The organism is Arthrobacter sp. Edens01, from assembly GCF_001307035.1.
In the GTDB taxonomy this organism is placed as follows: domain Bacteria; phylum Actinomycetota; class Actinomycetes; order Actinomycetales; family Micrococcaceae; genus Arthrobacter_B.
Genome location: NZ_LKIU01000005.1, coordinates 644,055 through 670,452 on the forward strand (window position 1 = coordinate 644,055; position 26,398 = coordinate 670,452).

27 protein-coding genes and 3 riboswitches are annotated in these 26,398 nt (G+C 66.1%); of the genes, 15 read left to right on the forward strand and 12 right to left on the reverse strand.

Translation table 11 applies throughout. The features are described 5' to 3' along the window. Positions 1 to 32 precede the first annotated feature (32 nt). Positions 33 to 350, forward strand: coding sequence for a hypothetical protein (locus AO716_RS09205; RefSeq protein ID WP_055240603.1), 318 nt, complete (start codon positions 33 to 35; stop codon positions 348 to 350). Here the strand turns inward: AO716_RS09205 and acs are convergent. From acs to AO716_RS09225, 4 genes are all read right to left on the reverse strand, one after another. Further along, the gene (gene acs, locus AO716_RS09210) at positions 347 to 2,326 is read right to left on the reverse strand and encodes an acetate--CoA ligase (protein WP_055240604.1); all 1,980 of its coding nucleotides are present in this window, start codon (positions 2,324 to 2,326) and stop codon (positions 347 to 349) included. The genes AO716_RS09205 and acs overlap by 4 nt on opposite strands. Then, positions 2,317 to 3,168 carry an ABC transporter permease gene (locus AO716_RS09215; RefSeq protein ID WP_082413453.1) on the reverse strand — a complete coding sequence of 284 codons (852 nt, stop codon included), beginning with the start codon at positions 3,166 to 3,168 and terminating at the stop codon, positions 2,317 to 2,319. Before AO716_RS09215 ends, acs begins: the two co-directional genes overlap by 10 nt. Continuing rightward, complete coding sequence (locus tag AO716_RS09220) at positions 3,168 to 4,214, reverse strand: aliphatic sulfonate ABC transporter substrate-binding protein (RefSeq protein ID WP_055240605.1); 1,047 nt, start codon at positions 4,212 to 4,214, stop codon at positions 3,168 to 3,170. The genes AO716_RS09215 and AO716_RS09220 overlap by 1 nt, the downstream gene beginning before the upstream one ends. 98 nt (positions 4,215 to 4,312) lie before the next feature. After that, a complete protein-coding gene (locus AO716_RS09225) occupies positions 4,313 to 5,140 on the reverse strand; it encodes an ABC transporter ATP-binding protein (RefSeq protein WP_055240606.1) in 828 nt (275 codons plus the stop codon). A gap of 307 nt (positions 5,141 to 5,447) precedes the next feature. Then, positions 5,448 to 5,563, forward strand: a riboswitch (SAM riboswitch). A 37-nt stretch (positions 5,564 to 5,600) separates the two neighbouring features. On the opposite strand from AO716_RS09225, the gene AO716_RS09230 reads away from it, so the two are divergent. The 5 genes from AO716_RS09230 (at position 5,601) to AO716_RS09250 (ending at position 9,959) form a co-directional block, all read left to right on the forward strand. Continuing rightward, complete coding sequence (locus AO716_RS09230; protein WP_055240607.1) at positions 5,601 to 6,995, forward strand: LLM class flavin-dependent oxidoreductase; 1,395 nt, start codon at positions 5,601 to 5,603, stop codon at positions 6,993 to 6,995. Between the two features lie 54 nt (positions 6,996 to 7,049). Continuing rightward, positions 7,050 to 7,394 carry an ArsR/SmtB family transcription factor gene (locus AO716_RS09235; RefSeq protein WP_055240608.1) on the forward strand — a complete coding sequence of 115 codons (345 nt, stop codon included), beginning with the start codon at positions 7,050 to 7,052 and terminating at the stop codon, positions 7,392 to 7,394. Beyond that, on the forward strand, positions 7,391 to 8,665 hold the full coding sequence (locus AO716_RS09240) for an MFS transporter (RefSeq protein WP_082413454.1): 1,275 nt from the start codon (positions 7,391 to 7,393) through the stop codon (positions 8,663 to 8,665). Before AO716_RS09235 ends, AO716_RS09240 begins: the two co-directional genes overlap by 4 nt. Positions 8,666 to 8,697: 32 nt before the next feature. After that, a complete protein-coding gene (locus AO716_RS09245; protein ID WP_055240609.1) occupies positions 8,698 to 9,471 on the forward strand; it encodes an alpha/beta fold hydrolase in 774 nt (257 codons plus the stop codon). Between the two features lie 71 nt (positions 9,472 to 9,542). Beyond that, the gene (locus AO716_RS09250) at positions 9,543 to 9,959 is read left to right on the forward strand and encodes a CoA-binding protein (protein WP_055240610.1); all 417 of its coding nucleotides are present in this window, start codon (positions 9,543 to 9,545) and stop codon (positions 9,957 to 9,959) included. A 10-nt stretch (positions 9,960 to 9,969) separates the two neighbouring features. Here the strand turns inward: AO716_RS09250 and AO716_RS09255 are convergent, their stop codons facing one another. After that, on the reverse strand, positions 9,970 to 10,533 hold the full coding sequence (locus tag AO716_RS09255; RefSeq protein WP_055240611.1) for an SAP domain-containing protein: 564 nt from the start codon (positions 10,531 to 10,533) through the stop codon (positions 9,970 to 9,972). 212 nt (positions 10,534 to 10,745) lie between these two features. Continuing rightward, positions 10,746 to 10,851, forward strand: a riboswitch (SAM riboswitch). 102 nt (positions 10,852 to 10,953) lie between these two features. Between AO716_RS09255 and AO716_RS09260 the strand changes: the two genes are divergently transcribed. The 5 genes from AO716_RS09260 to AO716_RS09280 are packed head-to-tail and all read left to right on the forward strand — an operon-like array spanning position 10,954 to position 15,973. Beyond that, on the forward strand, positions 10,954 to 11,745 hold the full coding sequence (locus AO716_RS09260) for a methionine ABC transporter ATP-binding protein (RefSeq protein WP_055240612.1): 792 nt from the start codon (positions 10,954 to 10,956) through the stop codon (positions 11,743 to 11,745). Beyond that, positions 11,738 to 12,403, forward strand: coding sequence for a methionine ABC transporter permease (locus AO716_RS09265; RefSeq protein ID WP_055240613.1), 666 nt, complete (start codon positions 11,738 to 11,740; stop codon positions 12,401 to 12,403). The genes AO716_RS09260 and AO716_RS09265 overlap by 8 nt, the downstream gene beginning before the upstream one ends. A gap of 29 nt (positions 12,404 to 12,432) precedes the next feature. Further along, complete coding sequence (locus AO716_RS09270; protein WP_055240614.1) at positions 12,433 to 13,857, forward strand: NtaA/DmoA family FMN-dependent monooxygenase; 1,425 nt, start codon at positions 12,433 to 12,435, stop codon at positions 13,855 to 13,857. Then, positions 13,854 to 15,068 (forward strand): acyl-CoA dehydrogenase family protein, encoded by a 1,215-nt coding sequence (locus tag AO716_RS09275; protein ID WP_055240615.1) that lies wholly within the window; start codon positions 13,854 to 13,856, stop codon positions 15,066 to 15,068. The genes AO716_RS09270 and AO716_RS09275 overlap by 4 nt, the downstream gene beginning before the upstream one ends. A gap of 29 nt (positions 15,069 to 15,097) precedes the next feature. Further along, entirely contained in the window at positions 15,098 to 15,973 is an 876-nt protein-coding gene (locus AO716_RS09280) for a MetQ/NlpA family ABC transporter substrate-binding protein (protein WP_055240616.1), read from the forward strand. On the opposite strand, the gene AO716_RS09285 is transcribed toward AO716_RS09280, so the two are convergent. Next, the gene (locus AO716_RS09285; protein WP_055240617.1) at positions 15,970 to 16,803 is read right to left on the reverse strand and encodes a DUF1206 domain-containing protein; all 834 of its coding nucleotides are present in this window, start codon (positions 16,801 to 16,803) and stop codon (positions 15,970 to 15,972) included. The two genes, AO716_RS09280 and AO716_RS09285, sit on opposite strands and share 4 nt — an antisense overlap. Positions 16,804 to 16,926: 123 nt before the next feature. Here AO716_RS09285 and AO716_RS09290 point away from each other — a divergent pair, with 123 nt between their 5' ends. Together AO716_RS09290 and AO716_RS09295 are read left to right on the forward strand one after the other, a co-directional pair. Further along, entirely contained in the window at positions 16,927 to 17,319 is a 393-nt protein-coding gene (locus AO716_RS09290; protein WP_055240618.1) for an MmcQ/YjbR family DNA-binding protein, read from the forward strand. Further along, on the forward strand, positions 17,316 to 17,906 hold the full coding sequence (locus AO716_RS09295) for a DUF1990 family protein (protein ID WP_235472044.1): 591 nt from the start codon (positions 17,316 to 17,318) through the stop codon (positions 17,904 to 17,906). The genes AO716_RS09290 and AO716_RS09295 overlap by 4 nt, the downstream gene beginning before the upstream one ends. 31 nt (positions 17,907 to 17,937) lie before the next feature. On the opposite strand, the gene AO716_RS09300 is transcribed toward AO716_RS09295, so the two are convergent. Further along, positions 17,938 to 18,492, reverse strand: coding sequence for a GNAT family N-acetyltransferase (locus AO716_RS09300; protein ID WP_055240619.1), 555 nt, complete (start codon positions 18,490 to 18,492; stop codon positions 17,938 to 17,940). A 179-nt stretch (positions 18,493 to 18,671) separates the two neighbouring features. Next, positions 18,672 to 18,784, forward strand: a riboswitch (SAM riboswitch). A 79-nt stretch (positions 18,785 to 18,863) separates the two neighbouring features. Between AO716_RS09300 and AO716_RS09305 the strand changes: the two genes are divergently transcribed. Together AO716_RS09305 and AO716_RS09310 are read left to right on the forward strand one after the other, a co-directional pair. Beyond that, entirely contained in the window at positions 18,864 to 20,102 is a 1,239-nt protein-coding gene (locus AO716_RS09305; RefSeq protein ID WP_055240620.1) for an acyl-CoA dehydrogenase family protein, read from the forward strand. 47 nt (positions 20,103 to 20,149) lie between these two features. Beyond that, positions 20,150 to 21,376 carry an acyl-CoA dehydrogenase family protein gene (locus tag AO716_RS09310; RefSeq protein WP_055240621.1) on the forward strand — a complete coding sequence of 409 codons (1,227 nt, stop codon included), beginning with the start codon at positions 20,150 to 20,152 and terminating at the stop codon, positions 21,374 to 21,376. 63 nt (positions 21,377 to 21,439) lie between these two features. Here the strand turns inward: AO716_RS09310 and purL are convergent, their stop codons facing one another. From purL to AO716_RS09335, 5 genes are all read right to left on the reverse strand, one after another. Further along, positions 21,440 to 23,749, reverse strand: a complete 2,310-nt coding sequence (gene purL / locus AO716_RS09315; RefSeq protein ID WP_055240622.1) for a phosphoribosylformylglycinamidine synthase subunit PurL — start codon at positions 23,747 to 23,749, stop codon at positions 21,440 to 21,442. Beyond that, positions 23,749 to 24,522 carry a phosphoribosylformylglycinamidine synthase subunit PurQ gene (gene purQ, locus AO716_RS09320; protein ID WP_055240623.1) on the reverse strand — a complete coding sequence of 258 codons (774 nt, stop codon included), beginning with the start codon at positions 24,520 to 24,522 and terminating at the stop codon, positions 23,749 to 23,751. Before purQ ends, purL begins: the two co-directional genes overlap by 1 nt. 2 nt (positions 24,523 to 24,524) lie before the next feature. Continuing rightward, the gene (purS, locus tag AO716_RS09325; RefSeq protein ID WP_055240624.1) at positions 24,525 to 24,779 is read right to left on the reverse strand and encodes a phosphoribosylformylglycinamidine synthase subunit PurS; all 255 of its coding nucleotides are present in this window, start codon (positions 24,777 to 24,779) and stop codon (positions 24,525 to 24,527) included. Between the two features lie 180 nt (positions 24,780 to 24,959). After that, positions 24,960 to 25,736, reverse strand: coding sequence for an amino acid ABC transporter ATP-binding protein (locus AO716_RS09330; protein ID WP_055240625.1), 777 nt, complete (start codon positions 25,734 to 25,736; stop codon positions 24,960 to 24,962). Beyond that, positions 25,723 to 26,391: an amino acid ABC transporter permease gene (locus AO716_RS09335; protein WP_055240626.1), complete on the reverse strand. Its 669-nt coding sequence runs from the start codon at positions 26,389 to 26,391 to the stop codon at positions 25,723 to 25,725. Before AO716_RS09335 ends, AO716_RS09330 begins: the two co-directional genes overlap by 14 nt. Between the last annotated feature and the right edge of the window lie 7 nt (positions 26,392 to 26,398).

Here is a 26,398-nt window from a genome sequence, read left to right on the forward strand (position 1 = left end):
GGTAAGCGGTTCGCCAATGGTTGCTTTATTGGGTGCTGGATACCAACAATGTTGAGGACAGTTGCGCAGAGGCAATCCTGGGAGCGGGCATGGACGAGTACGTGATCGTGGTTGAAACCGGGTACAAACTTGCGTCCGCGAACCACAAGATCACCCCCACCGAACCGATGACCCGCCTTGCCGCGGAGCGGATGTTCACCGAAATGATGGACGGCGGGCATCCCGAACTGCTCCCGGAGAAGAATGACACCTCGTTCCTTGAGGTCTCGCCCGTGGAGTTCCTGCGCCTGCACCGCGCCATGGGCGGAGCGGTGGAGCTGGATCGGGTGACGCTGGCCAGGGTTCATTAGGCCGCGCTCCGCGCACGCCGCGCCCGGCAGGCGGCATCGATCGCCGGAATGCAGGGTTCATTCTGCAGGCTGGTGGTATCCCCGAGCGTGGTGCCTTCGAAGAGCTGGGTCAGCAGCCGGCGCATGATCTTCCCCGAGCGGGTCTTGGGAACATCCGGAACCACGACGACGGCGGCGGGCTTGGCGATCGGCCCGATTTCCTTTGCCACGTGGGCGCGCAGTTCTACCGTGACCGTCTCCGCGTCCTTCGACGCAGCGTCGGTCAGGACCACAAACGCGGCGATGGCGTGGCCGGTCTTTGGGTCGGCCACCGGGCAAACCCCGGCTTCAACCACCCAGGGGTGGGAGACCAGGGCAGATTCGATCTCGATGGTGGAGAGCCGGTGGCCGGAAACGTTCAGCACATCGTCCACTCGTCCCAGGATCCAGGTGTCTCCGTCGTCGTCATACCGGGCGCCGTCGCCGGCCAGGAACCAGCCCTGCTGCGCGTACTGCCGCCAGTAGGAGGAGAGGTAGCGCTGCGGGTCGCCCCAGCAGGTGCGCGCCATGGACGGGCCGATCCGGTCCACCACAATGAAACCCTGCACGTTCGGCGGGACGTTGGCGCCGTGTTCGTCGACGATCCGGGTGGAGACGCCCGGCAGTGCGCGGGAAGCGCAGCCGGGCTTGAACGCTGTGTCGGTCTGGCGCGGGGAAAGGATGGTGGCGCCGGTTTCGGACTGCCACCAGGTGTCGATCACGGGAACCTCACCGCGGCCGATGTTCTCCCGCATCCAGCGCCAAGCCTCAGGATTCACGGCTTCGCCGACGGTCCCGAGCAGCCGGATGGAGGAGAGATCCCAGGTGTCCGGGACGCCGTCCGGGAACCAGCCCATGAGGGACCGGACCAGGGTGGGGGCGGTGTAGTAGCTGGTGACCTTGTACCGCTCGATGATCTCGAAGTGCCGGCCGGGGTGCGGGGTGTTCGGGGTGCCCTCGAAGATCACCTGGGTGACGCCGTTGGAGAGCGGGCCGTAGATCTCATAGGTGTGCGCGGTGACCCAGGCCAGGTCCGCGGTGCACCAGTGCACGTCTGCCTCGCGGGCGGCTTCGTCCGGGTTGGCGAAGAGATACTCGTAGCTCCAGGACGCCTGGGTGAGGTAGCCGCCCATGGTGTGCACCAGGCCCTTGGGCTTTCCCGTGGTGCCGGAGGTGTACATGATGAACAGCGGCGTCTCGGCGTCGAACGCCTCGGCTTCGTGAACGTCGGAAGCGGCGTCCACGGTCTCGTGCCACCAAAGGTCACGGCCCTCGGTCCAGGCAAGGTCGCAGCCGGTGCGCTGAATAACAAGCACGTGCTCGATCGCGTTGTCGCCGGACACTGCCTCGTCCGCATTTTCCTTCACTGGTACAGCTGCCCCGCGGCGGAACTGGCCGTCGGTGGTGACCAGAAGCTTCGCTCGGGTGTCTTCCACCCGGAACTTCAGGGCCTCAGCCGAGAAGCCGCCAAACACCAGGGAATGGATGGCCCCGATGCGGGCGCAGGCCAGGGTGATGATGATCGTTTCGGCGATGACGGGCAGGTAGATGACCACCCGGTCGCCTTTTTCGATGCCCAGGGCCAGCAGTGCGTTGGCTGCCTTGGAGACTTCCTTCTGCAGGCCGGCGTACGTGTAGGTTCGGCGGTCGCCGGGCTCGCCTTCGGCGTGCAGCGCCACCTTGTCCCCGCGGCCGGCCGCCACATGGCGGTCCACGCAGTTCACGGCGACGTTGAGCTTTCCGCCGGCGAACCACTCGATCTCCGGGACCGAGTACTCGGCGTCGGCCTCCGGGACGTCCGGGCCGCTGACCCGCTGCGGCGGACGGAAGGTGTGCGCGGTGTGCCACGGCTGATCCCACTGCAGGCGGCGGGCAGCGTCCTCCCAGAACGCGATCCGCTCCGCCTCGGTGGCGAACTCCGGTTCGGCTGCGGTTTCCGTTGCTGTGCCTACGCCCATTTCTTCACTGCCCACTTTTCAGCGACGCCCAGTAGGGCATCCGTCGTCTTGCCAATAACTGCCAGCAGCACGATCGCCAGGAACATCCGGTCAGTGCGGCCGTTGTTCTGCGAATCCGTGAGCAGGAAGCCCAGTCCCATGGAGGATGCGATCAGTTCTGCAGCCACCAGGAACAGCCAGGACTGTGCCAGTGCCAGCCGCAGGCCGGAGAAAACAGCCGGGACGACGGCGGGCAGCTGCACCGTGGTGAGCAGCTTGATGCCGTTCAGGCCGAAGGCCCGGGCTGCTTCAACGAGGTTCTTGTCGACGTGCCTCAAGGCCAGGGACACGGTGGTGAAGACCGGGAAGAAAGCGCCGATGGTGATCAGGGTGACCTTGGAGTCCTCGCCGATGCCCATCCACAGGATCAGCAGCGGCACCAGGGCCAGGGACGGTACTGCGCGGACGGCTCCGAACAGCGGACCCAGCAGGACGTCCGCCAGCCGGGACAGCCCCAGCAGGGCACCGAGAACCAGTCCCAGCGCAGCGCCTAGCGCAAAACCTGTCAGCACGCGCTGCGTGGAGATGGCAATGTGCGTGCCGAGTTCGCCGCGTTCAATCAGGTCCGCAGCCGAGGTCAGCACGGCGCCGGGGGACGGAAGCTGCACCGCGCTGAAGACCCCGAGGACGGAGACGAGCTGCCACAGTCCCAGCAGCAGGAAAGGTACCACCAGGCCCAGCGCCACGCGGGCCCAGCTCTTGGAGAGCAGTCCGGCAGCTGCGGTATTCCGGGACGGCGCGGCGGGGGGACCCTGGATGCCGCCGGGAACCGCCGAGCTGCCGGTCAGGTACGAATTGCTCATTAGGATTCCTTCACGGCTTCCGGATCGGCCTTCTGTACGAAGGAATCATCTAGGAGGGAGGCAACGGCGTCGTCGATGGCCTTCTGGTTGGCGACGTCGCCGGTTTCGACGAATACGGGCCCCACCTTTTCCAGGACCTTTCGCTGCGCATCGCCCGGGGCGGCGTCGACGTCGAGGTTGCTGCGTTCCAGAATGACGGTGCGGGCCACCTCCAGGTCCAGACCGGCGACGTCGGCGAGGATCTGCGCGGTCTCCTCGGGGTTCTCGGCAGCCCAGGCACGGGCCTTTTCATAGACGTTCACCACGGTCTGGGCCAGTTCCGGCTTCTCCTCAAGGAAGGACTCCGTGGCGTTCAGGAAGCCGTAGGTGTTGAAGTCCAGGTTGCGGTAGAGGAACTCTGCACCGGCGTGCTCTGCGCCTGCCATGATCGGGTCCAGGCCGGACCAGGCGTCCACCGCACCGTTTTCAAGGGCGGTGCGGCCGTCGGCGTGCTGCAGGTTTTCAACCGTGACATCTGAGGTGCTCAGCCCGGCCTCTTCGAGAGCCTGGACCAGGAAGAAGTACGGATCCGTGCCCTTGGTGGCGGCGACTGACTTGCCGGCCAGGTCCTCTACGGAGGTGATGTCCGAGCCGGGGGAAACCAGGAGTCCGGCCCATTCCGGCTGGGAGTAGATGCTGATGGTCTTGATCGGCGAACCGTTGGAGCGGGCCAGGAGCGCGGCCGAACCGGCGGTGGAGCCGACGTCGATCGCTCCGGCCCGCAGCGCCTCGTTGGCCTTGTTCGACCCGGCGGACTGCACCCAGTTGACCTCCACACCCTGATCTTCGAGGGTCGCTTCGAGCCAGCCCTGGTCCTTGATGACCAGGCTGAGCGGGTTGTACGTGGCGAAGTCGATGTTCAATGTGCCGCCGTCCGCGGCGTCGTTGGCGGCTGCGCCGGTGGAATCTTCACCCGCAACGCAGCCGGTCAGGGCCAGCGTGAGGGCGGCGGCTGCCCCGGCAAGGGCGGCGAAGGGACGGCGGGAGAAACGGGAACGGCTGTTCATGGGGATTCCTTTGAAATGGGTGACGCAGGGAAGAAGAAGGGGGCTGCGGGCACAGAGCGTCCGCGGATCCGGCCCGGTGTTGCCTGGGTTGGGGAGGACTAGTGGCGGTCGACGCCGAGGCTCGCCAGTAGCTCGCCGCGCATTCGGGCCAGCTCGGCCGAGGCACGGTCCCGCGGACGGGCACCGGGGACGGTGATGGTCTGTGTGATGGTGGCGCCGGGCTTGCCGGGTTCACGGCCCAGCACAATGATCCGGTCCGCGAGCTGGAGCGCCTCGTCGACGTCGTGGGTGACGAGCAGGACGGTGGCCGGGGCTGCGCGGTGCACGTCCAGCAGCAGGTCCTGCATCTTCAAGCGGGTCAGGGCATCGAGGGCGCCGAACGGCTCATCCAGCAGCAGGACGCCGGGCTTGCGGGCCAGAGCGCGGGCCAGCGAAGCGCGCTGGGCCATACCGCCGGAAACGGCGCGGGGCTGGTGCTTGGCGAAGCGGTCCAGTTCCACGAGTTTGAGCAGCTCCGAGACCTTGGCCTTGCCGTCGCTGGCACTCGTGCCCTTCGGCAGGCCGATCGCGACATTGGCCTGCAGGGTCTGCCAGGGCAGCAGCCGGGGTTCCTGGAAGGCGACGGCGCAGCGGTCGTCGATGCCGCGCACGGCGGTTCCGTCGATCAGCACCTGGCCGGTGGAAGCGGCGTCGAGCCCTGCGGTGGCGCGCAGCAGCGTGGACTTGCCGCACCCGCTGGACCCGAGGATCGCCAGGACTTCCCCCGGGCGGACTTCAAAGTTGATGTCGCGGAGCACCACGTGGGCGTCTGCGCCGGAACCGAAGCTGCGGCCAACGCCGTCGAACGTCACGGACAGGGCAGTATCGGGTGCAGTCCGCGCAGCAGCGGACACGGCATGGGAGCCAGAGGAAAGTACAGCAGTCATGTGAACACTCCATCGGTCCTGGCAGTAGCACCCTACGGAAAACGTCCTGGGCCGGGTTAGCGGCCTCCTGCGACGTCCACCTCGCTATCGCAGTGCCTCAAGGAGGAAGCACTCCGACCAGGGTTGCTGCGGCTTCACTGATCCAGGTCTCTCAGCCGCTCGGGATGGTCAAGGCTCAACTAAACGCCCAAGAGTCCGTGTCCGGCAAGTCCCGGCGTAACATTTCGGTTCGGGCCCCGGCCGTTACGCCGCGTGACAGATGGGGGTTGCGGGCACCCCGGTGCTCCGGCGCATACTGGACCCGCAGGATCATGAGTCCCAACGCGAAGCTCTGGCTGGTTGGGCGGCAACCCTCTCCCGTAGCGGGGTGCCCCAGATGACGATCCGGTCGACCGGCAAGACCGCCGGCGGCAAGTACGGCGCTCCCTTCAGCGGTGCGTCCTTTGCGTAAGGGACCCTCATGGACACCACGCCCGCCCGCCACATTCGCTTCAACGCCTTCGACATGAACTGCGTGGGCCACCAGTCGCCCGGACTGTGGCGCCACCCGGAAGACCGCTCCGCCGACTACACCAAGCTCAGTTACTGGACCCATCTTGCCCAGACCTGCGAACGCGGACTGTTCGACGGCATCTTCATTGCCGACGTGCTGGGCACCTACGACGTCTACGGTTCCTCCAATGAGGCAACCCTGCGGCAGGGCACCCAGGTTCCGGTCAACGATCCGCTGCTGCTGGTCTCCGCCATGGCGCTGGTCACCAAGAACCTCGGCTTCGGTGTCACCGCGGGCACTGCCTACGAGCACCCGTACCCGTTCGCCCGCCGGCTTTCCACGCTGGACCACCTCACCGAGGGCCGGGTCGGCTGGAACGTGGTGACCGGCTACCTGCCTTCCGCCGCACGCAATATGGGCCAGGAAGACCAGCTGGAACATGACGAGCGCTACAACCACGCAGATGAGTACCTCGAAGTGGTCTACAAGCTGCTCGAAGGCTCGTGGGAAGACGATGCCGTTGTCCGCGACAAGGAAACCGGCGTGTTCACCGACCCGGCCAAGGTCCACGACATCAACCATGAAGGCAAGTACTTCAAGGTCCCCGGCATCCACATCTCTGAGCCCTCCCCGCAGCGCACGCCGGTGATCTACCAGGCCGGCGCGTCGCCCCGGGGCATCGCCTTCGCCGCGGAAAACGCCGAAGCAGTGTTCGTGGGCGCCCCCACTGCGGAAAAGCTGAAGGCGACCGTCACGAAGATCCGCGACGCCGCTGAGGCCGCAGGACGCGACCGGCACTCCATTAGGATCTACACCCTGCTCACCATCATCACGGCGGAAACCTCCGAGGAAGCCGAGGCCAAGCACCAGGACTACCAGCGCTACGCCAGCCACGAAGGTTCGCTGGCGCTGCTCTCCGGCTGGATGGGCGTTGACCTCTCCACCTACAACCTGGACGAACCGCTGGGCGCCGTGAAGTCCAACGCCATCCAGTCCGCTGCGGCGAATTTCCAGAAGGTGAAGGACGACGGCGAGCCCTGGACGGTGCGCGACATAGCCGAGTCCGCCGGAATCGGCGGTCTGGGACCGCGGCTTGTAGGCTCCGGCGCGGAGGTCGCCGAGGAACTGATCCGCTGGGTGGAGGAGACCGACGTCGACGGATTCAACCTTGCCTACGCCGTCACTCCCGGGACGTTCGAGGACGTCGTCGAGTTCGTGGTGCCGGAGCTGCAGAAGCGCGGCGCGTACCCCACTGAATATGCGCCGGGAACCCTGCGGCAGAAGCTCTTCGGAGCGGGGGATAAGCTGCCCGAAGACCATCGCGGGGCGAAGTTCCGCCTGGCTCCTGCCGTCGCCGGCTAGGACTGGGCTTCCCCGGAGGGTGCCTCCAGGAAAGGTGTTTGTTAGTATCTGCGTATGCACGCAGATACTAATGCTGATGACCTCACTCCCGCGAACGCCTACATTGACGTGGCCGTTGAGGTCTTCCGCCTGCTCGCGGACGCGACACGCATTCGGATTGTGCTGGCCCTGCGTGAAGGCGAACTCTCGGTGAACAACCTGGCCGAAATCGTGGAGCGCAGCCCGGCCGCTGTCTCCCAGCACCTGGCGAAGCTTAGGTGGGGCAAGCTGGTCCGTGTCCGGCAGGACGGGAACCGGGCGTTCTACCGCCTCACGGACGAGCATGCGATGCGGCTGGTTGTCGAAGCCATCCGGCAGGCCGAGCATGCCGTGGAAGAGAAACCCGGGCACCACTCATGATCCGCGTTCTGCGCAATCCCACCTACCGGGCACTGTTCTTAGCCCAGGTGTTGGCCCTGCTCGGAACGGGCTTGCTGACCGTTGCCCTGGGCCTTCTTGCCTTCGACCTGGCGGGCGACTCAGCCGGAGCAGTGCTCGGCACCGCTCTTACGATCAAGATGCTGGCGTACGTGGGTGTGGCTCCGGTGATCGCTGCCCTGGTGGACCGCTTGCCGAAAAAGGCCGTGTTGGTTGGTGCCGATGCGGTGAGGTTCGCGGTGGCACTGGGTCTTCCGTGGGTGACCGAGATATGGCAGATCTACGGCCTGGTGTTCATACTGCAGTCAGCATCGGCAACCTTCACGCCTGCTTTCCAGTCACTGATTCCGGGCGTGCTGCCGGATTCGCGGGACTACACCCGCGCACTGTCACTGTCCCGGCTTGCCTATGACCTGGAATCGCTGCTGAGCCCGGCGCTTGCCGCAGTCTTTCTGACGGTGCTTGCGTACAACAACCTTTTCCTCGGAACCGCGTTCGGGTTCCTCTGTTCCGCGGTGCTCGTCCTGGCGTGCAGGCTGCCCGCCGCTAAGGCCTCAGGGGACGGCTTCTGGACCCGGCTTCCGACTGGAATAAGGGTCTTCGCCCGCACGCCGGCGCTGCGGTTCCTGATGCTGGCCAACATGGTCGTGGCAGCCGGAACGGCGATCGTCCTGGTGAATTCCGTCGTCTATGCGCGCGCAGTGTTCAGGCTGGATGACGCCGCGCTCGCGCTGGCCCTCGGCTGTTACGGCGTCGGCTCGCTGGCTGCGGCCCTCAGCGTTCCGTGGCTGGTGGACCGTTTCGGCGTCATCCGGACGATGCTTGCGGGCTCGGCGGTGATTGTGGCGGGACTTGCAGCAGCCGTCTTCGTGACCGGAATGCTCGCGGCGGGTCCCGCGGGGTGGCCGGCGCTGCTGGCCGCCTGGGCCGTGCTGGGTATGGGAACCTCGCTTGTCAACACGCCCTCATCCCGGCTGCTGGCAGAATCCTCGACGCCGGCCAACCGAAACCTGGTCTACACGGCGCAGTTTGCACTGTCGCACGCCTGCTTCCTCATCACCTACCCCATAGCCGGTTGGCTCGGTGAGGGCAGCCTGCTGGGTGCGGCAGGCGTCCTGACGCTCGTGGCCGCTGCCGGACTGGCCGCGGCGTTGGCGCAGACAAGGAAGAACCATGGCTTCACCGGGCCGCAGCCGGAGCGGCTCGAGCGACCGCGGGGCATTGACCGGGTAGGAGCGCGCTCCTACCGTTGAGGGACCCCCAGCCTCCAGGTAAGGAGAACCCCATGGATCCATCAGCCGAAGCTTCAGGACGTGTGCTTTCCGCCGACGGAACGCCCATTGCGTGGCAGCGCCGGGGGGAAGGGCCTCCGCTGGTGGTGGTGGATCCCGTCATGATGGACCGGACCACCTCGGGGATGGCAGGTGTTGCCGAACTGCTGGCCGCAGGCCACACCGTCTACACGTATGACCGCCGAGGCAAGGGCGAGAGCGGGGACGGGGAGGAGTACACCCCGGAATCCGAGGTGGACGACCTGCTGGCCGTGGTGGAAACCGCCGGCGGCACGGCCGATCTGCTGGGAACCTCCTCCGGCGCCGTCCTCGCGCTCCGGGCTGCCTCGGAGTCCGCGGTCATCTCCAGCGTCATCGCCGTGGAACCTCCGCTCACCGGGGACACTGACGAAGATCCGGACATCCGCCCTGAGCTGGATGAGCTGGTTGCGGCAGGTGACCGGGCAGGAGCCGTTCGGCTGTTCCAGGAGTCCATCGGAGTGCCGGCGGAGATCATCGAGGCCTCGGACCCGGCTCCGTTTGAGCCGGCGGCTCACACCATCTCCTATGACCTGACCCTGCTGCTGGAAACCGACGTGCGGTCCCTGACCGGAATCCGCGTGCCGGTGCTGGTGCTGGCGAGTTCCGGAAGTGATGACCGGCTGCGCGAATGGGCGCGTGAGACTGCCGAGCTGCTGCCCGACGGGTCATTCCAGCTGCTGGAGGGCAGCTGGCACGGGCTGGATGACCAGACCCTGGCCGCCGCCGTCGACGCTTTCCTGGAATAGGTCCGCAGTCTGCCGCGTTTGTACCCTGAGCGTAGGGTGGGAGCCCTGCAGAGACTCAAAGGAGAGACCGCATGGTGCACCTCAACGATCCCGAGGTCATTACCCGGCTGCTCACGGCCAAGGGCCGCTGGGCGGTAGTGGGCCTTTCGAACAATCCGGCCCGTCCCGCCGTCGGTGTTTCACGGTTTGTCCGGGATTCCCTGGGCATGGAGATCATCCCCGTGAACCTTTCCGGGCAGGCCGTCCACGGCCAGCAGGGCTACAGCAAGCTGGCGGACATCCCCGGCCAGGTGGACGTTGTGGATTGCTTCGTGAATTCGGCCAAGGTGGGAAACATCGTGGACCAGGCCATTGCAATCGGCGCCAAGGCCGTGTGGCTGCAGCTGGGCGTGGTCGATGAAGACGCCGTGAAGCGCGCCGCAAACGCAGGGCTCGACGTCGTCATGAACACCTGCCCGGTCATCGAGGCCGGAAGGTTTGGACTCTAGCGACGGAACATCAGACGCTGTCCTGGATCCGCTGGTCCACGGGCAGCGCCCGGTACGCTTTCCAGGCCTGAATCATCTGATCGCGGCTGCCGCCGGGATGTGCTGCATGCCAGTCCCTGGAGAAGCGGTTGAGTTCGAACTGCGGGCTGATCGGCCGCGGGGCGGCATCCCGGGTGGCGTGCCAGTGGTCCAAGGCGGCCGCCAGCGTTGCGGTGCCGTCATTGGCGGCGAAGAACTCCCGCATCGGCGCATCGAAGCGGAATCCGGGACCCAGGGCGTTGACGAAGAACTCCCGCAGCACCTGGCTGCACGGATGTCCCGCCGGAATCACGGTGTGGATGGTCAGCGGCGGTACGAGCCGCTGCCGGGAGCTGCGGGCTGGAGCTACCGGCGCGGGAAGCGGTGTGCCCGCCAGGAATGCGGCGATGCGTTCGGCCAGCTGCTCCTTTGAACCGGCAGCGGATATTTCCTGCGTGCGCGCGAACGCCTGCAGCTCTTCCTTCAGCCAGTACCAGCGGCGGAATTCGGCCGCCCCGAGCGAAGAAGAAAGGGCGGGGCGTTCCGTAGATCTCACGTTCCCATCCTCGCGGATCGGCGGGAGAATCGGTGCTCCCGCGCCGCAGCACGCCCATACGTCTGCACGGGTGCCGCGTGAGATGGAAGACGGCGCCCCGGCGGACGTAACAAAACGGAGTGTGACGCCGGTCGGAGTCACGTACCGACGCATTCGGCCGCACGGGGAAATCTTCTGGCCCCGCCGGTGCCTGGGCGGTTTAGATAGTCCCGTAACCATCCAGAGCGGCTGAGAGACCTGGCTCCGTGACGCCGCAGCAACCCTTCTTCCGCGGGCATACCCGCCGAAGAAGGGTGCTACCGCCAGGACCGATGGAGAAGCACCTGCTCTTTGCGGTCCGCTGCCCCGTGCCTTCCGCACGGCTGCGTGAGCCTGCGGAGGCGTGCACCTCTTCCCGGGCTCAGACCGCAGGAGGACAGCATGATCCGGATCGAAAACGTCTCAACCGTCTTTGGGGGCGGTGAATCGGCCTTCACGGCAGTGGACAACGTCACCCTGTCGATCCCCAAGGGAAGCATCCAGGGCATTATCGGGTTCTCCGGTGCCGGTAAATCCACCCTGCTGCGCAACATCAACCTGCTGGAACGCCCAACGTCCGGCCGCGTGCTCGTGGATGGAACGGACCTCACCAGTCTGGGTGATGCCGAGCTTCGGGCAGCCCGGCATGAGATCGGCATGATCTTCCAGCACTTCAACCTGCTGAACAACCGGACCGCGGCGCAGAACGTGGAGCTCTCGCTCAAGTTCGCCGGAGTGAAGAACGCCGCCGAACGCCGCGCCCGCGCACTGGAGGCGCTCGCCGTCGTCGACCTCTCGGAGAAGGCGGGGACCTATCCGGCCAAGCTCTCCGGCGGACAGAAGCAGCGAGTTGCAATCGCCCGTGCCCTGGCCACGCGGCCCAAGGTGCTGCTCTGCGACGAACCGACCTCCGCCGTCGACCCGCGGACCACCGCCTCCGTGCTGCAGTACCTCAGCGACGTCAACGCACGGTTCGGCATCACGATCGTGGTGGTGACCCATGAAATGAACGTCATCAAGGCGATTGCGGACAACGTGGCCGTGATGGAGGAAGGCCGGGTGGTGGAACAGTTCGCGCTCGCGGAGCTGGCCCGGCCCGGGTTCACGCCGGCCACCGCAATCGGCCGGTACCTGATCTCCGACGAAATCACCCTGGACCGGGCTGCCGGCCGGGAAGGAGCCCGCGTTGCTTGAGCGAATTGCCGAAGTCTGGCCGGAACTGCTCGCCGCACTGGGCCAGACCGGCACCATGCTGCTGGTCGCGATCCCGCTGGCGGTGCTGATCGGCACCCCGCTGGGTGTGCTGCTCTACTCCCTTGGGCCGGACGGGCTGGGGCACAAACCGCGGCTGCACCGGGTCCTGGACTCACTGGTGAATCTGGTGCGTTCCTTTCCGTTCCTGATCCTGCTGATCGCGATCATCCCGTTCACCCGCTTCGTGGTGGGAACAACCATCGGCACCGCAGCCGTGATCGTGCCGCTGACCATCAACGCCATCCCGTACTTTGCCCGGTTCGTGGAGCAGAACATCACCGCGCTCGGCGGCGGGGTAGTGGAAGCGGCCCGCTCCATGGGCGCCACCCGCGGGCAGATTGTGCGGGACGTGCTGCTGGTTGAAGCCCGTCCGGCCCTGATCAGCTCGGTGACCATCATGACGGTCAGCTTCATCTCCTACTCCGCCATGGCCGGCCTGGTGGGCGGCGGGGGAATCGGCGACTTTGCCATCCGCTACGGCTACTACCGCTACGAGACCGGGCTGATGCTCACTGCCATTGTGCTGATGGTCCTGCTGGTCCAGGCCGTGCAGCTGGGCGGCTCCTGGCTCTCCCGCCGCGCCGACAAGCGCCTCTAGCCTTCCCGCTCCTACCGAAAGTTACTTCCATGAGCATTCCCAGTACCCGTTTTCCCGGCGGGCGTCCGCGCCTTCTGCTGAACGCCTTCCTGATGAACACCACCAGCCACATCCGCGGCGGCCAGTGGCGCCACCCCGATGCCGAGCAGCACCGCTTCAACGAACTGTCCTTCTGGACAGACCTTGCCCGGCAGCTCGAAGCGGCGAAGTTCGACGCCCTGTTCTTTGCCGACGTCGTGGGCCTGTACGGGGACCACGACGGCGGCTGGTCATCCCACGTGCGCCGCGGCCTGCAGGTGCCGGCCAACGATCCGCTGCTGCTGCTCGCCGCACTCTCAGGTGCCACCAGGGATATCGGCCTGGCCGCGACGTCGTCCGTGGTGCAGAGCCATCCGTTCCAGTTCGCGCGGCAGCTCTCCACCCTTGACCATCTCTCCGGTGGCCGGGCTGGCTGGAACATCGTCACCTCCGTGCTGGAGAACGCGCACCGCAATTTCGGCGGCGACGGGCTGACGGAACACGACCGCCGCTACGACTGGGCGGACGAATACACCGACGCCGTGTACAAGCTCTGGGAAGGGTCCTGGGATGACGGCGCCCTGGTCCAGGACAAGGCCAGCGGCGTCCACGCCGATCCGGACAAAGTCCACAAGATCCACCACCGCGGCGAACGGTACTCGATCGACGGACCGCACCTGAGCTCACCCTCCCCGCAGCGCACGCCCGTGCTCTTCCAGGCCGGAAGTTCCGGGCGGGGGCAGCAGTTCGCTGCAGCCAACGCCGAGGCGACGTTCATCTTCGCCCCCAACCACGCCCACGCGGCCAAGGTCTCCGCGGGAGTCCGGGCACGCGCCGCAGAAGCCGGGCGGCGGCCCGACGACATCAAGGTCTTCACCGGCCTGTCCTTCGTGGTGGGCGGCACCGAAGCCGAAGCACAGCGGAAAAAGGCCGAGCAGGACGAATTCCTGGACCTGGATGCCGTGATCGCGCACATCGGCGGCGGCCTGGGCATCGACCTCGGCGGCCTGGACCTGGACACCCCGCTGGGGGACGTACAGACCGAAGGGGGCCGGGGAGTACTGCAGGCGATCATCGACTCCACTCCGGGCGGCAATCCCACCCTGGCCGACGTTGCCCGCTACCGCACCGAGGCCCAGCAGGTCACCGGCACCCCGGAACAGATCGCCGATGAACTTGAACGCTGGCAGGACGCAGGGGTGGACGGCATCAACATCATCAACGCCATCCTGCCCGGCTCCTACACCGACTTCATCGACGGTGTGCTGCCTGAGCTGCGCCGCCGCGGCCTGGCACAGAGCGAATACGCCCCCGGGACACTGCGCGAGAAACTCTTTGGCGCAGGTCCGCTGCTGAACGAACGGCACCGGGCTTCGCAGTTCCGCGGCGCCTTCACCCCCGAAAACACCCTTGCAACCCCAGGAGTTACCCGATGACTGCCAGCCTGCTCACCCGCTACGGACACACGGTGCCAGCAGAGGCGCAGCGCTGGTTCGACGTCGCAGACGAGGTCGCGGCCATCCTCGGCGCGGATGCCCTCGAGCGCGACGCCGCCAACAAGCCGCCGTTCACGGAACTGGAGATCCTGCGCCGGTCCGGACTGCTGCCGCTCACCATTCCCGCCCGCTTCGGCGGTGCCGGAATCAACTGGAGCACCGCCTTCGAAATTGTGCAGCGGGTGGCCCGGGCGGACAACTCGATCGGACAGCTGCTGGGCTACCACTACATTTTCCAGGCCTTCCCCTACATTGACCTCGATCCGGAACGCGGGCAGGAACTGGCGGAGCAGTGCCTGGTCCACCAGTGGCTCTGGTCCTCCACCGGCACACCCCAGGGACCCCAGGCCACCGCCGTCCGCACCGAGGGCGGCTACCTGGTCACCGGCAGGAAACCGTTCGCCACCGGCAGCCGGGTCGCAGAGAAGATCTACGCCCGGGCAGTGCTCGACGGCGGTGACCGGCTGGCGCTGATCATCGACACCGCCTCCGACGGCGTGGTGCGCCACGATGACTGGGACGTCCTGGGCTCCCGCCTCACCGCCACCAACACCATCGAGTTCCGGAACGTGTTTGTGCCCGATGCCGAGGTGATCACCAACCTGGGAACCCACGACGGCGAACGCCGCCCGCACCAGGTGCTCACCACCCCCGCCTTCCAGCTGCTCTTCGCCCACGTGTACCTCGCCGCCGCGGAAGGCGCCGTGCTCGCGGCCCGGGACTACACGCTCTCCAGCGCAAGGCCGTGGTTCCACGCCGAGGTGGAATCGGCGTCGGACGATCCGTTTATCCAGAACCACTACGGTTCCTTCGCGGCCCGGCTCCAGGCGCTGGCCGCCGTCGTCGACCAGGCCACCACCGCACTGCAGTGGGCCTTCGACGCCGGGGACGCACTGACTGCCGCTGACCGCGCCGGCGTGGCCGAACAGATCGCCGCTGCGAAGGTCACCGCCCACGAGGTGTCGCTTGACGTCACGGCGCGGATCTACGACGTCACCGGTGCGCGGGCTGCGGGCAGCAAATACGGGTTCGACCGCTACTGGCGGGACGTCCGCACCCACACCCTGCACGACCCCGTTGCCTGGAAATACAACGAACTCGGCCGGTACTTCCTCAACGGAACCGAACCGGTTCCCTCCGCCTACCGCTAAACCACTCGCACTCTTTCAAAGGAAACACCATGGAACGCAGGAACTTCCTCAAACTCGCACTCGCCGGCGCAGGTGCTGCCTCCCTCACCGCCGCTACCGGCTGCGGCCTGACCGGGGGCGCGGCTGCCAGCGGGGACAAGACCATCAAGATCATCGCCACCGAATCCGCTCCCTACCAGGAGCCCACCAAGATTGCGGCCGAGCTGCTCAAGGCCAAGGGGTGGACGCTGGAGGCCACCTACGTCACGGACATCATCCAGCCCAACCTCGCCGTCTCCAACGGCGAGTTCGATGCCAACTACTTCCAGCACGGGGCCTACCTGCAGCAGTTCAACGTGGACCAGAAACTTGAGGTGCAGCCGCTGTTCTACGTTTACGGTTCGCCGGCGGGCATCTGGTCAGAGCGGTACTCCAGCCTGCAGGAACTTCCCGACGGCGCACGGATCGCCCTGCCGGTGGACCCCGCCAACAACGGCCGCGGGCTGGTGCTGCTGCGCGATGCGGGCCTGCTGGAACTCAAGGACGGGGTAGGCGTCATCCACACCTCGCAGGAGAGCATCACCGCCAACCCGAAGAACTTCGAATTCGTGGAAGTGGACCAGCAGTCCCTCTCCAAGACCCTGCCGGATGTGGATGCCGGGGTGCTGTTCGTGCGGCTGGCCGCTGAAATTGGACTGTCCCCGGCCGACGCCCTGGCGTTCGAGGCGGAAGCAGACCAGGTTCCGTTCCGCTGCGTCGTGGCCGGCACCGCGGAGTTCGCCGACACTGAGAAGGCGAAGGTCCTGCAGGAGGCCTACCAGTCACCGGAGGTCCGGGAATGGTTCGCCGGCTACATGGGCGGTGTGCTGCCCACCCCCTGGGATGCGGATCCGCTGGAGGAACTCGACTCCTGGTGGCAGGCCTAGAGCTTGCCGAACCGGGCCCGGATCAGGGCCATATAGAGCCCGTAAAGAACCAGTCCCACCCCGACGGCGCCCAGCGCCAGCCAGCCCAGCGGTGCCTCATGCAGGGTGTGCAGGGCGCCGTCGAGTCCGGTGGACTTCTCGGGGTCAGCCGTCACGGCTGCGGCTACTACCAGTCCGCCAAGGATCAGCAGTGAGACGCCCTTGGCTACGAATCCGGCGATTCCGGTGGCTGTAGCCGTACGCTGCCAGGTCCGTTCGGGAATGGGGCCAAGGTCCTTCCGGAACTTGCGGGTGGCGCCCTTGTAGATGAAATAGACACCGATCCCGGCGATTACCGCTCCGGCCAGGCCAACCACTACCTGTCCGGCGGGCTGGCTGAGGATGCGTGCCGTCCAGGTGACCTGGCTCTGTTCGCTGTCGCTGGAACCGCCGAGTGCAAAAACCCCGAAGCTGACGCCGATCGCGCCGTAGACAACCGCCGACCCGGCGTCGGTTGCCCGCTTCTTCCAGATTTCCTTGCGGTCTTGGCCCGAATCCAGGAACACGCGTGACGCCTGGAACAGTGCAAGGGCTAGGCAGCCCAGGAAGCAGGCCCAGATCAGGAAGATGCCGCCCGGCTGGTCGGCGAGGGCTGCCACCGCTCCGGAGGAATCGGCATCACCGCCGCCGCCTCCCGCAATTTGAAGGGCAATGAAGCCAATGAGGGCATGCAGCACGCCGCTGGCCACGTATCCCATGCGGGCGGCACGCTCGAAGGCCTTTGAATCCGCAGCGCGTTCGGCTGTCCGGGCGATCCTGCCTGTGCTCCCGCTCTTACGATCCGTAGCCAATCGGTCCTCCAAAGGGTTGCCGGCGGCAGTGACACCGCCGGTGGAATTATTCGTGTGCTTAGTAATTTGTTTCCATCCTGCCATCTGTGGTGCCTCTGACCTACCGCGGGTTAGGGTCGATCCATGGATGCCGTATCGCTGAGGGAGTATTGCCTGTCCCTGACCGGGGCCTTCGAAGACTTCCCCTTTGGGCCGGAAACCTCTGTGTTCAAGGTGCGTGCAGGTGGCCCCGCGCGGCCGGCAAAGATGTTCGCGATGAGCACGCTGGAAGCGGATCCGCTGATGATCAGCCTCAAATGCGAACCTGAACTGGCACTGCAGCTGAGGGCAGCCCATCCGGAGATCAGCGGGGCGTGGCACATGAACAAGACCCACTGGAACCAGCTGGATCTCACCGGCGAGCTCGAGGAAGAACTGGTGCGGAACCTGGTGGAGGACTCCTATGACCTGGTGGTGGCCTCGCTGCCGCGCCGGGACCGCGAGTCACTGGCCTGGAAAGGATTGGCGGAAGGGTGAGCAGTGCCGGGTTGACCTACCCGGACGCCGGGTTCACTGACCGGCCGTATCCCCAGACTCTGGAAGGCGGCTGGCCGGAGGGATACCGGCTGGTGCTGCGGTCAGTGCGTCTGGATGTGCCGGACCCCGCCGCTGCCTTCCTGCGCCTGGCCGACGGGATACTGAGCTGGGGGCTGCACCGGGAGAGCGGGCTGCGGGTTGCCGCGGATACCCCCAGGGCTGCTGCCGGTGTGGAGATGGCTTCCGGAGTTGGTGTTGGTCCGCTGCGCTGGCAGGCGCCGTGCCGGGTGCTCTGGAGTGCGGAGCCGGTGCTCGACGGCGGTGTTCCGGTTCCCGGCCAGCGCGCAGGATTCGGCTACGGCACCCTGCGCGGGCATCCCGAAGCGGGAGAAGAAGGGTTCTACGCGGAGCTCACATCAGACGGGCAGCTGTTCTTCAGGGTTGCGGCGTACAGCCGGCCGGCCAACTGGTTCGTGGCTGCTGGCGGCCCGGCCAACCGCTGGACCCAGGAAATGATCACCCGCCGCTACTTCCGGACCGCCCGGCGTCTTGCCGTGGGCGGGCAGCAGCCTCCGAGCGGGGGATAAATAGCCCGCACAAAGGTGCGGCCCTACCAGGTCAGTCCTCGGCGTCGGGCAGCTGGTCCTTGCTGTGCAGGACGAACGCGAACGCCGGTCCGGAGAATTCAACCGGCATGAACCCTGCGGTCAGGAGCAGGGAGATTGAAGCTTCATTCGCTTCGTCGGTGTATGCGGTAACGCACTCGACGCCCGGCTGGCTCAGAGCAAACCTGCTGAGGGCAATGAGCGCTTCCGTGGCGTACCCGAGGTTCTGCCGCGACGGAACGATGTTGTAGGTGACTTCCAGCGCGCCGTCGAGGGGCGGACCCAGGAAGCCGATGGTCCCAACCACCAGCCCTCCGCGCTCGCGGATGAGACGGGCACCAAAGACACCGGCACGCGGGCCCAGCAGGCCGGCCTGGAAAAACTGCAGTGCGGCATCTTCATCGACGCCCTGCGGAAAGTCGTCCGCCCACAGCTCGCAGCGGGTGCCGACAATTAGTGCGTCGACGTCTGCCGCCGACATCTCAGCCAGTTCCAACCGCTCAGTCAGCAGGCTGCTGGCGGGTACCGGCTCATTCGAAAGGATGGTCACGGCAATATTGTCCACCATCCAGACAGGTGCTCCGTTCGCGGAGGAGGCACTTCCACCCGGAGTCCGGGGAAGGGGCCCAAGCCGCACATCCGCAGGCCGCACTCGCATTGGAAGGCGGCGTAACACTTTGGCACGCAACGTCATTGGCCTTCATGTCCTACCCTCCGCGGAACCCTCCGCGGCATACTCGTCTGCAAGATCACGAGTCCCAACGCAAAGCTCTGGCTGGTTGGGCGGCAACCCTCTCCCGTAGCGGGGTGCCCCAGATGAGGATCCGGCCGGCACATACGGTGCCCGGCAAGTACGGCCCCCCCTCGGCGGGCGTCCTCCCAACATGGTGAGGTGCTGCGCGCCGTCGGCAGGCGGGTGCCATGACTGAAGGATGAAACATGACCATCGCCACCAATGAAGTTACCCTGCAGGCAGCACGCTCGCCGTGGAGCGGACATGCTTCCCGCGAAGAGCTGGTCCACTGGCGCAGGACCGCCGAAGACGTAGCCGCTGCACTCTCCTCGGATGTCCTGGAGCGGGACCGTCGAAACGCCGATCCGCACGCGGAGGTGCAGCTGCTGCGGGAATCGGGCCTGCTGAACCTGCTCATTCCGGCAGTATGGGGCGGCGGGGACGGTCACTGGGAAAGCGCACTGAACGCGGTGCGCATCCTGGCCAGGACTGATGCCTCGATTGCGCAGGTCCTTGCCTACCACTACGCCAACCTCGGCGCCGTGGTTTTCTACGGTGATCCCGGGGTCCAGGAGCGGCTGCTCCGCCGCTCGGCCCAGTCTGGGTGGTCATGGGGGGATTCCGTGAACCCGGTGGATCCCAGCCTGGAACTGATTCCGGACGGCAGCGGTTACCGGCTGCAGGGTACCAAGCACTTTTCCACCGGTGCGTCCGTGGGCAATGCCATCCTGGTCAATGCGGTTGTTACCGGTGGCGAAAACAACGGCAAGCTCCTCGCCCTCGTCGTCGACCACGACCGGAGCGGAATCGAGTACCTTGGCGACTGGGACGCCCTGGGCCAGCGACTTTCCGCAAGCGGCTCGGTGAAGTACAGCGGCGTCCTCATTACTCCGGAGGACATCATCGGGGAGGTGGGCGAGGAACCGTTCTCCACTCTCGTCACGCCATATATCCAGCTGGCCTTCGGCAACCTCTACCTCGGCATCGCCCAGGGTGCGCTGGAACGCGGGCGCGGGATCACACTGGGACGCAGGAACGCCTGGTTCCTCAGCAAAGCGGAAACCTATGCCCAGGACCCGCTGACCCAGCGCATCTACGGCGAACTGGACTCGCGCATCGCTGCCGTGGAAGCGCTCGCGGACCGGACGAACCACCGGTTCGACGGCGCAATAGCCGCAGGCGGACAGCTCACCGCCCAGGCGCGCGCAGAAATCGCCATCGAGATTGCCCGGCTCAAAGTGGTTTCAAGTGAAGTGGGTGTGGACACGGCTAACCGGATCTTTGAGGTGACCGGATCCTCGTCTGCAAAGACAGCGGTGGGACTGGATCTCTACTGGCGCAACGTCCGGACCCACAGCCTGCATGACCCGGTGGACTACAAGAAGGTGGAAGTTGGTGCCCGCTACCTGCTTGGCGAAGTCCAGCCCATTTCCCTCTACACCTGAGACCGGTCCTGCACATTCTGATCAGCCGCAAAAACAGGAGCACCGCTATGACAACCACCCTCACGGAGAACTCCGTGGCTTTTGATGCCGCCGCCGCCAGGTACCGCCCCGTCTTTGCACGGATCGCTGCTGGGGCGCTCCGCCGCGAACTCAGCCGCGAGCTGCCGTTCGAACCGATTAGCTGGCTTAAGGAAGCCGGCTTCGGTGCCGCCCGTATCCCGGCCGAATTCGGTGGTGACGGACTGAACTGGGTTGAGTTCACTGAGCTGCTGATCGAATTGGCAGCGGCGGACAGCAACATTCCGCAGGCGCTGCGCGGGCACATAGCCCTCGTAGAGGACCAGCTGTACCACCACGGCCGCGGCGCGGACCGCAGCACCTGGCTTCGTCGCTTCGCCACCGGGGAACTGGCAGGCAACGCCTGGACGGAGCCCGGCGCCGGCGGCACAGCGACCATTCTGGCGGAATCCGCAGGAAAACTGGTGCTCAACGGCCTGAAGTTCTACACCACGGGAACCATCTTTGCCGACTGGATCGATGTGACAGCGAAGCGGCCGGACGGTTCAGTGGTGTCAGTGATCGTCTCCACTAGGTCCGGCGGAGTGGAGACGCAGGACGACTGGGACGGCTTCGGCCAGCGGCTGACGGGCAGCGGCACCACCGGTTTCAAGGACGCGGAGGTGGACCCTGCGCACGTCTTTGCGTTTGGTGACCGGTTTCCGTACCAAACTGCCCTCTACCAGCACGTCCTGCTGGTCAGCCTCGCAGGTATCGCGCGGGCCGCGGCCGAAGACGTGAGCCGTGCCGTCCGGGAACGCAAACGGGTCTTTGGCAACGGCAATGCGCCGCTGGTCCGCAACGATGCACAAATACTGCAGGTGGTCGGGGAAATCAGCGCCAAGGCGTACGCGGCCGGTGCCACTACGGTTCAGGTGGCGCGGAGCCTGGACCGCGCATATGTGGCCCGGAACGCGGACAGCGGCAGCGAGAAGGCAGCCAACATCGATGCTGAGCTCGAAGCCGCGCGCGCGCAAATTGTCCTCAGCACGCTGGTGCCGGAGGCCGCGGGCGCCATCTTCAACACCCTGGGAGCTTCTTCCACCAGAGCCGGCGCTGCCCTGGACCGGCACTGGCGCAACGCGCGCACGGTGGCTACCCATAATCCGTTTATCTACAAGGCCAGGATCGTCGGGGACTGGGAGGTCAACGCCGCGGAGCCGCCGTTCGTCTGGGGCATTGGCGTTGCTTCAGCTGACGGCGGTACGGCTGGCTAAGGCTCCGCGGAACACAAAAGCACCCGCCCGGCATGCCGGGCGGGTGCTTTTGCAGAGGGATGGTTAGCCGAAGTGCTTCGGCAGGGTCCCCTCGTGGGCTTCCTTCAGCTCATCGAGCGGCAGGACGAAGTGTCCCTGGAAGTCCAGCGCACCGATCTCGGTGTCCACGACGCCGATGCGGGAGTGTGCGAAACCGCGGGCGGAGCACATGTCCTTGAACCGGACTTCCTCGCTGCGGGCCACGGAGACCACGGCACGGGCCTGGGACTCGGAGAACAGCAGCGTGAACAGGTCCACGCCGTCGCGCTCAGCCACTTCATCCAGCCCGATCCGGGCGCCGACGCCGAAACGCAGCGCCATCTCGGACAGCGCAGCCGCGAGGCCGCCCTCGGAGAGGTCGTGCGCGGCGTCGATCATTCCGTCGCGTGAAGCGTTGATCAGCAGGTCGCCCAGCAGCTTCTCGGCCTGCAGATCGACCTTCGGCGGCTGGCCGCCCAGGTGTCCGCGCAGGTTGGCGAACTCGGAACCGTCCAGCTCGTCGCGGGTGACGCCCATCAGGTAGATGGCCTGCCCGTCTTCACGCCAGCCCGACGGCGTGCGCCGCGCAACGTCGTCGAACACGCCCAGCACGCCCACCACGGGGGTGGGGTGGATGGCGACGCCGCCGGTCTGGTTGTAGAGCGAAACGTTGCCGCCGGTGACGGGCACGCCAAGCTCCTGGCAGCCGTCGGCCAGGCCGCGGACCGCCTCGGCGAACTGCCACATGACCTCGGGGTCCTCGGGGGAGCCGAAGTTCAGGCAGTCGGTGACGGCCATCGGACGGGCGCCGGAGGTAGCGACGTTGCGGTAGGACTCGGCGAGGGCCAGCTTGGCGCCCTCGTACGGGTTCAGGTAGGTGTAGCGTCCGTTGGCGTCGGTGGAGATTGCGACGCCGAGGCCGGTCTCCTCGTCCACGCGGATAACGCCGGCGTCGTCGGGCATGGCCAGTGCGGTGTTGCCCTGGACGTAGCGGTCGTACTGGTTCGTGACCCAGGACTTGTCGCACATGTTCGGGGACGCCATCAGCTCCAGTACGGCGTTCTTCACGGCTTCGCCGCCGAAGGGACGCTCTTCGCCGAAGGAGTCTGCCTGCACGCCGTCGAGCCACTCGGGGCGGTGGAACGGCCGGTTGTAGACCGGGCCTTCGTGTGCAACGGTGCGCGGGTCGACGTCGACAATCGTCTCGCCGTCCCAGTCGATGATCAGCCGGCCCGTATCGGTGACTTCACCGAGCCAGGAGTATTCGACGTTCCACTTGTCCATGATCGCCTCGAACGCTTCGACGTTCTCCGGGGTCACGACGGCCATCATGCGTTCCTGCGACTCGGACATCAGGATTTCGCCCGGGGTCAGGGACGGGTCGCGGAGCAGGACCTTGGTGAGTTCAACGTGCATGCCGCCGTCGCCGTTGGAGGCCAGTTCCGACGTCGCACAGGAGATACCGGCCGCGCCGAGGTCCTGGATGCCCTCGACCACGGAGGCCTTGAACAGCTCCAGGCAGCACTCGATGAGCACCTTTTCAGCGAACGGGTCGCCGACCTGCACGGCGGGGCGCTTGGAGGGCTTGGCGTCGTCGAAGGATTCTGAAGCAAGCACCGAGGCGCCGCCGATGCCGTCGCCGCCGGTGCGCGCACCGAACAGGACCACCTTGTTGCCGGCGCCGGAGGCGTTGGCCAGACGGATGTCCTCGTGCCGCATGACGCCCACGGCCAGCGCGTTGACCAGCGGGTTGCCCTGGTAGACGGAGTCGAAAACAACTTCACCGCCGATGTTGGGCAGGCCCAGGGAGTTGCCGTAGCCGCCGATGCCGGAGACGATGCCGTGCACCAGGCGGGCGGTGTCCGGGTGGTCGATCGCACCGAAGCGCAGCGGATCCATCACGGCCACCGGGCGGGCGCCCATGGAGATGATGTCGCGGACAATGCCGCCGACGCCGGTCGCGGCGCCCTGGTAGGGCTCCACGAAGGACGGGTGGTTGTGGGATTCGACCTTGAAGGTCACCGCCCAGCCTTCACCGATGTCCACGACGCCGGCGTTCTCGCCGATGCCAACCAGCAGGTGTTCCTTCATCTTCTCGGTGACCTTGTCACCGAACTGCTTCAGATGCACCTTGGAGGACTTGTAGGAGCAGTGCTCGGACCACATGACCGAGTACATCGCCAGTTCCGCGGCGGTGGGTCGGCGGCCCAGGATTTCGACGACGCGGTTGTATTCGTCCTCCTTCAGGCCCAGTTCGGCCCAGGGCAGCGGGGTGTCCGGGGTGGACGCCGCATGCTCAACGGTGTCGATGTTGAATTTCTTCTGCTCGGCGGTGGAGTTAGCGGACACGGTCATTATTTGCCTCCGGCAACGAGCGAGGTGAGTACAGAGGTGAAGACGCCGATCCCGTCGGTGCCGCCGCGCAGTGCGACGTCCCCGCGGGCAGAGGAGTCCGGGCCGAAGCCGGCTTCCACGGCGTGCTCGGGGTGCGGCATGAGGCCGACGACGTTGCCGGCGGCGTTGGTAATGCCGGCGATGTCGCGGCGAGAACCGTTGGGGTTGAAGCCGTCGTAGCGGAAGACCACGCGGCCTTCGCCTTCCAGCTCGTCCAGGGTCTTTTCGTCGGCGACGTACTGGCCGTCCTGGTTCTTCAGCGGAATGACCATGCCTTCGCCCTGCGTGTAGCCGGAAGTCCAGGCTGTGGCGTTGTTTTCCACGCGGAGCAGCTGGTCGCGGCACATGAACTTCAGGTGGTCGTTCTTGATCATGGAACCGGGCAGCAGGTGCGCTTCGGTGAGGATCTGGAAGCCGTTGCAGATGCCGAGGACGGGCATGCCGCCCTTGGAAGCGTCAACGACCTTTTCCATCAGCGGAGCAAAACGGGAAATGGCGCCGGCGCGCAGGTAGTCGCCGTAGGAGAAACCGCCGGGGATGATAACGGCGTCGACGTCGTGCAGGTTCGCGTCTCCGTGCCAGAGTTCGACGGCGGTGCCGCCGGCCAGGCGCACGGCGCGGGCGGCGTCGCGGTCGTCAAGCGTGCCGGGGAAAGTGATGACGCCAACGCGGACGGCGCGCAGGGCAGCGTCCTCGGGCGCGGCGGAGTAGTCGCCGATCAGCGGGGTGCTCAAGACTAAGCCTCCGAAATAACTTCGACGCGGGTTACGTCTTCGATGACGGGGTTGGAGAGCAGCGTGGACGCGGCAGCACGGGCCTGCTCGAGGATTTCCGGGGTAACGTCCCCGTCAACCGTGAGCTCGAAGCGCTTGCCCTGGCGGACACCGGAGAAGCCGGTCAGGCCAAGTCGGGGAAGTGCGCCGGCGATGGCTTTGCCCTGCGGATCCAGGATCTCGGGCTTGGGCATGACGTCAACAACGATCCGGGGCATCCGGTAACTCCTGTGAGTGAAAGGGGTGGCCGCGGACCTTGCCGTCTCACGCTGATTCAGCGCTCCGCGAGCTTGCTCCTTCATTCTAAGGCCGTACAGCGAGATAGCAGAAAGTGCCCGTTACAGGGCTGAAAAGAGCACTTTCTGACATGTCGATTTGGTGCCGGGGGATGGAAGGGACTAATGGTTCAGCAGCCGCTGAACGAACGCGAGGGTGCGTTCCTGCCTGGGTGCGGCAAGTACTTCCGACGGCGGACCGGACTCAACCACCACCCCGCCGTCCATAAAGACAACCTGGTCCGCGACGTCGCGGGCGAAGCGGAGTTCGTGGGTCACCAGAAGCATGGTCCAGCCCTCGGAGGCGAGCTCGCGGATGGTTTCCAGGACTTCGCCAACCAGTTCGGGGTCCAGTGCGGATGTCGGTTCGTCGAAAAGCAGCAGCCGGGGCTTGAGGGCCAGGGCGCGGACAATACCCACACGCTGCTGCTGCCCGCCGGACAGCTCGTTGGGGTAGGCGCCGGCTTTGTCTTCGAGTCCCACCCGGGAAAGCAGGTCCATGGCGTCGGCAGAGGCTTCGGCTTTTGGGCGCCGCTGAACCCGGACCGGTCCTTCAATGACGTTTTCCAGCACGGTACGGTGCGGAAACAGGTTGTAGTGCTGGAACACCATGGCGCTGTGTTCGCGCAGTCCGGAGACTGCTGACCGGGGAGGCTTGGCGCCGAAATCCACGGTCTCACCGCCGTCGAACCGGACGGTGCCTGAATCCGGCACCTCCAGTCCGTTGAGGCAGCGGAGCACGGTGGTCTTTCCCGAACCACTGGGACCAATCAGTGCCACGACCTGTCCCCGGGGGATTTCCAGGTCGATTCCCTTGAGGACTTCAACGCTGCCGAACCGCTTGTGCAGCCCCCGGGCGCTCAGGACCGGGGTGCTGCCGTCTTTCTCAGTTTGCGACATGGCGGTCGAGCCTCCTCTCCAGCGCCGACTGTCCGGTGGAGAGGACGACGCAGATAAGCCAGTAGATAAGGGCAGCCTCGATGTAGATGACCATGAACTCCTGGCTGAAGGCCGCAATCTCCTGGGCCCGGCGGAAGAGCTCCGTCACGAGGATCAGCGAGGCCAGTGAGGTGTCCTTGACCAGACTGATGAAGGTGTTGGACAGCGGCGGCACCGAAACCCGGGCGGCCTGGGGGAGGATCACGCGCATAAGCGTCTGCGCCGGAGACATCCGGATGGTGTAGGCCGCTTCCCACTGCCCGCGCGGCACCGAGAGGATCGCAGCCCGGATCACTTCCGCGGCGTACCCGCCCACGTTCAGCGAGAACGCGATGATGGCGCTGGGCCATGGATCGACCAGGACTCCGATGGATGGCAGGCCGTAGAAGATGACGAACAGCTGAACCAGCAGGGGCGTGCCGCGGATGATGGACACGTACGCCCGCGCGATTCCGGACACCAGCCGGATTTTGGACAGCCGCATCAGCGCAACACCCAGGGCCAGCACCAGGCCGACGGCGAAAGAGATGAGGGCCAGGGGAATGGTGCCGGTGACGGCGCCCTGGAGCAGGGGCAGGAAGGAAGCGGCTATGAGGTCCCACGTCGGCTGGTCCACGGCGCCC

Excerpts from the sequence above, each read along its gene's own strand:
- AO716_RS09240 (WP_082413454.1), top strand. The coding sequence starts at position 7,391 with ATGATCCGCGTTCTGCGCAATCCCACCTACCGGGCACTGTTCTTAGCC.
- AO716_RS09290 (WP_055240618.1), top strand. The coding sequence starts at position 16,927 with ATGGATGCCGTATCGCTGAGGGAGTATTGCCTGTCCCTGACCGGGGCC.
- acs (WP_055240604.1), bottom strand. The coding sequence starts at position 2,326 with ATGGGCGTAGGCACAGCAACGGAAACCGCAGCCGAACCGGAGTTCGCC.
- purS (WP_055240624.1), bottom strand. The coding sequence starts at position 24,779 with ATGCCCCGGATCGTTGTTGACGTCATGCCCAAGCCCGAGATCCTGGAT.
- AO716_RS09280 (WP_055240616.1), top strand. The coding sequence starts at position 15,098 with ATGGAACGCAGGAACTTCCTCAAACTCGCACTCGCCGGCGCAGGTGCT.
- purL (WP_055240622.1), bottom strand. The coding sequence starts at position 23,749 with ATGACCGTGTCCGCTAACTCCACCGCCGAGCAGAAGAAATTCAACATC.
- AO716_RS09300 (WP_055240619.1), bottom strand. The coding sequence starts at position 18,492 with ATGGTGGACAATATTGCCGTGACCATCCTTTCGAATGAGCCGGTACCC.
- AO716_RS09250 (WP_055240610.1), top strand. The coding sequence starts at position 9,543 with ATGGTGCACCTCAACGATCCCGAGGTCATTACCCGGCTGCTCACGGCC.
- AO716_RS09235 (WP_055240608.1), top strand. The coding sequence starts at position 7,050 with ATGCACGCAGATACTAATGCTGATGACCTCACTCCCGCGAACGCCTAC.
- AO716_RS09260 (WP_055240612.1), top strand. The coding sequence starts at position 10,954 with ATGATCCGGATCGAAAACGTCTCAACCGTCTTTGGGGGCGGTGAATCG.
- AO716_RS09245 (WP_055240609.1), top strand. The coding sequence starts at position 8,698 with ATGGATCCATCAGCCGAAGCTTCAGGACGTGTGCTTTCCGCCGACGGA.
- AO716_RS09225 (WP_055240606.1), bottom strand. The coding sequence starts at position 5,140 with ATGACTGCTGTACTTTCCTCTGGCTCCCATGCCGTGTCCGCTGCTGCG.
- AO716_RS09270 (WP_055240614.1), top strand. The coding sequence starts at position 12,433 with ATGAGCATTCCCAGTACCCGTTTTCCCGGCGGGCGTCCGCGCCTTCTG.
- AO716_RS09305 (WP_055240620.1), top strand. The coding sequence starts at position 18,864 with ATGACCATCGCCACCAATGAAGTTACCCTGCAGGCAGCACGCTCGCCG.
- AO716_RS09275 (WP_055240615.1), top strand. The coding sequence starts at position 13,854 with ATGACTGCCAGCCTGCTCACCCGCTACGGACACACGGTGCCAGCAGAG.
- AO716_RS09310 (WP_055240621.1), top strand. The coding sequence starts at position 20,150 with ATGACAACCACCCTCACGGAGAACTCCGTGGCTTTTGATGCCGCCGCC.
- AO716_RS09230 (WP_055240607.1), top strand. The coding sequence starts at position 5,601 with ATGGACACCACGCCCGCCCGCCACATTCGCTTCAACGCCTTCGACATG.
- AO716_RS09330 (WP_055240625.1), bottom strand. The coding sequence starts at position 25,736 with ATGTCGCAAACTGAGAAAGACGGCAGCACCCCGGTCCTGAGCGCCCGG.
- AO716_RS09220 (WP_055240605.1), bottom strand. The coding sequence starts at position 4,214 with ATGAACAGCCGTTCCCGTTTCTCCCGCCGTCCCTTCGCCGCCCTTGCC.
- AO716_RS09215 (WP_082413453.1), bottom strand. The coding sequence starts at position 3,168 with ATGAGCAATTCGTACCTGACCGGCAGCTCGGCGGTTCCCGGCGGCATC.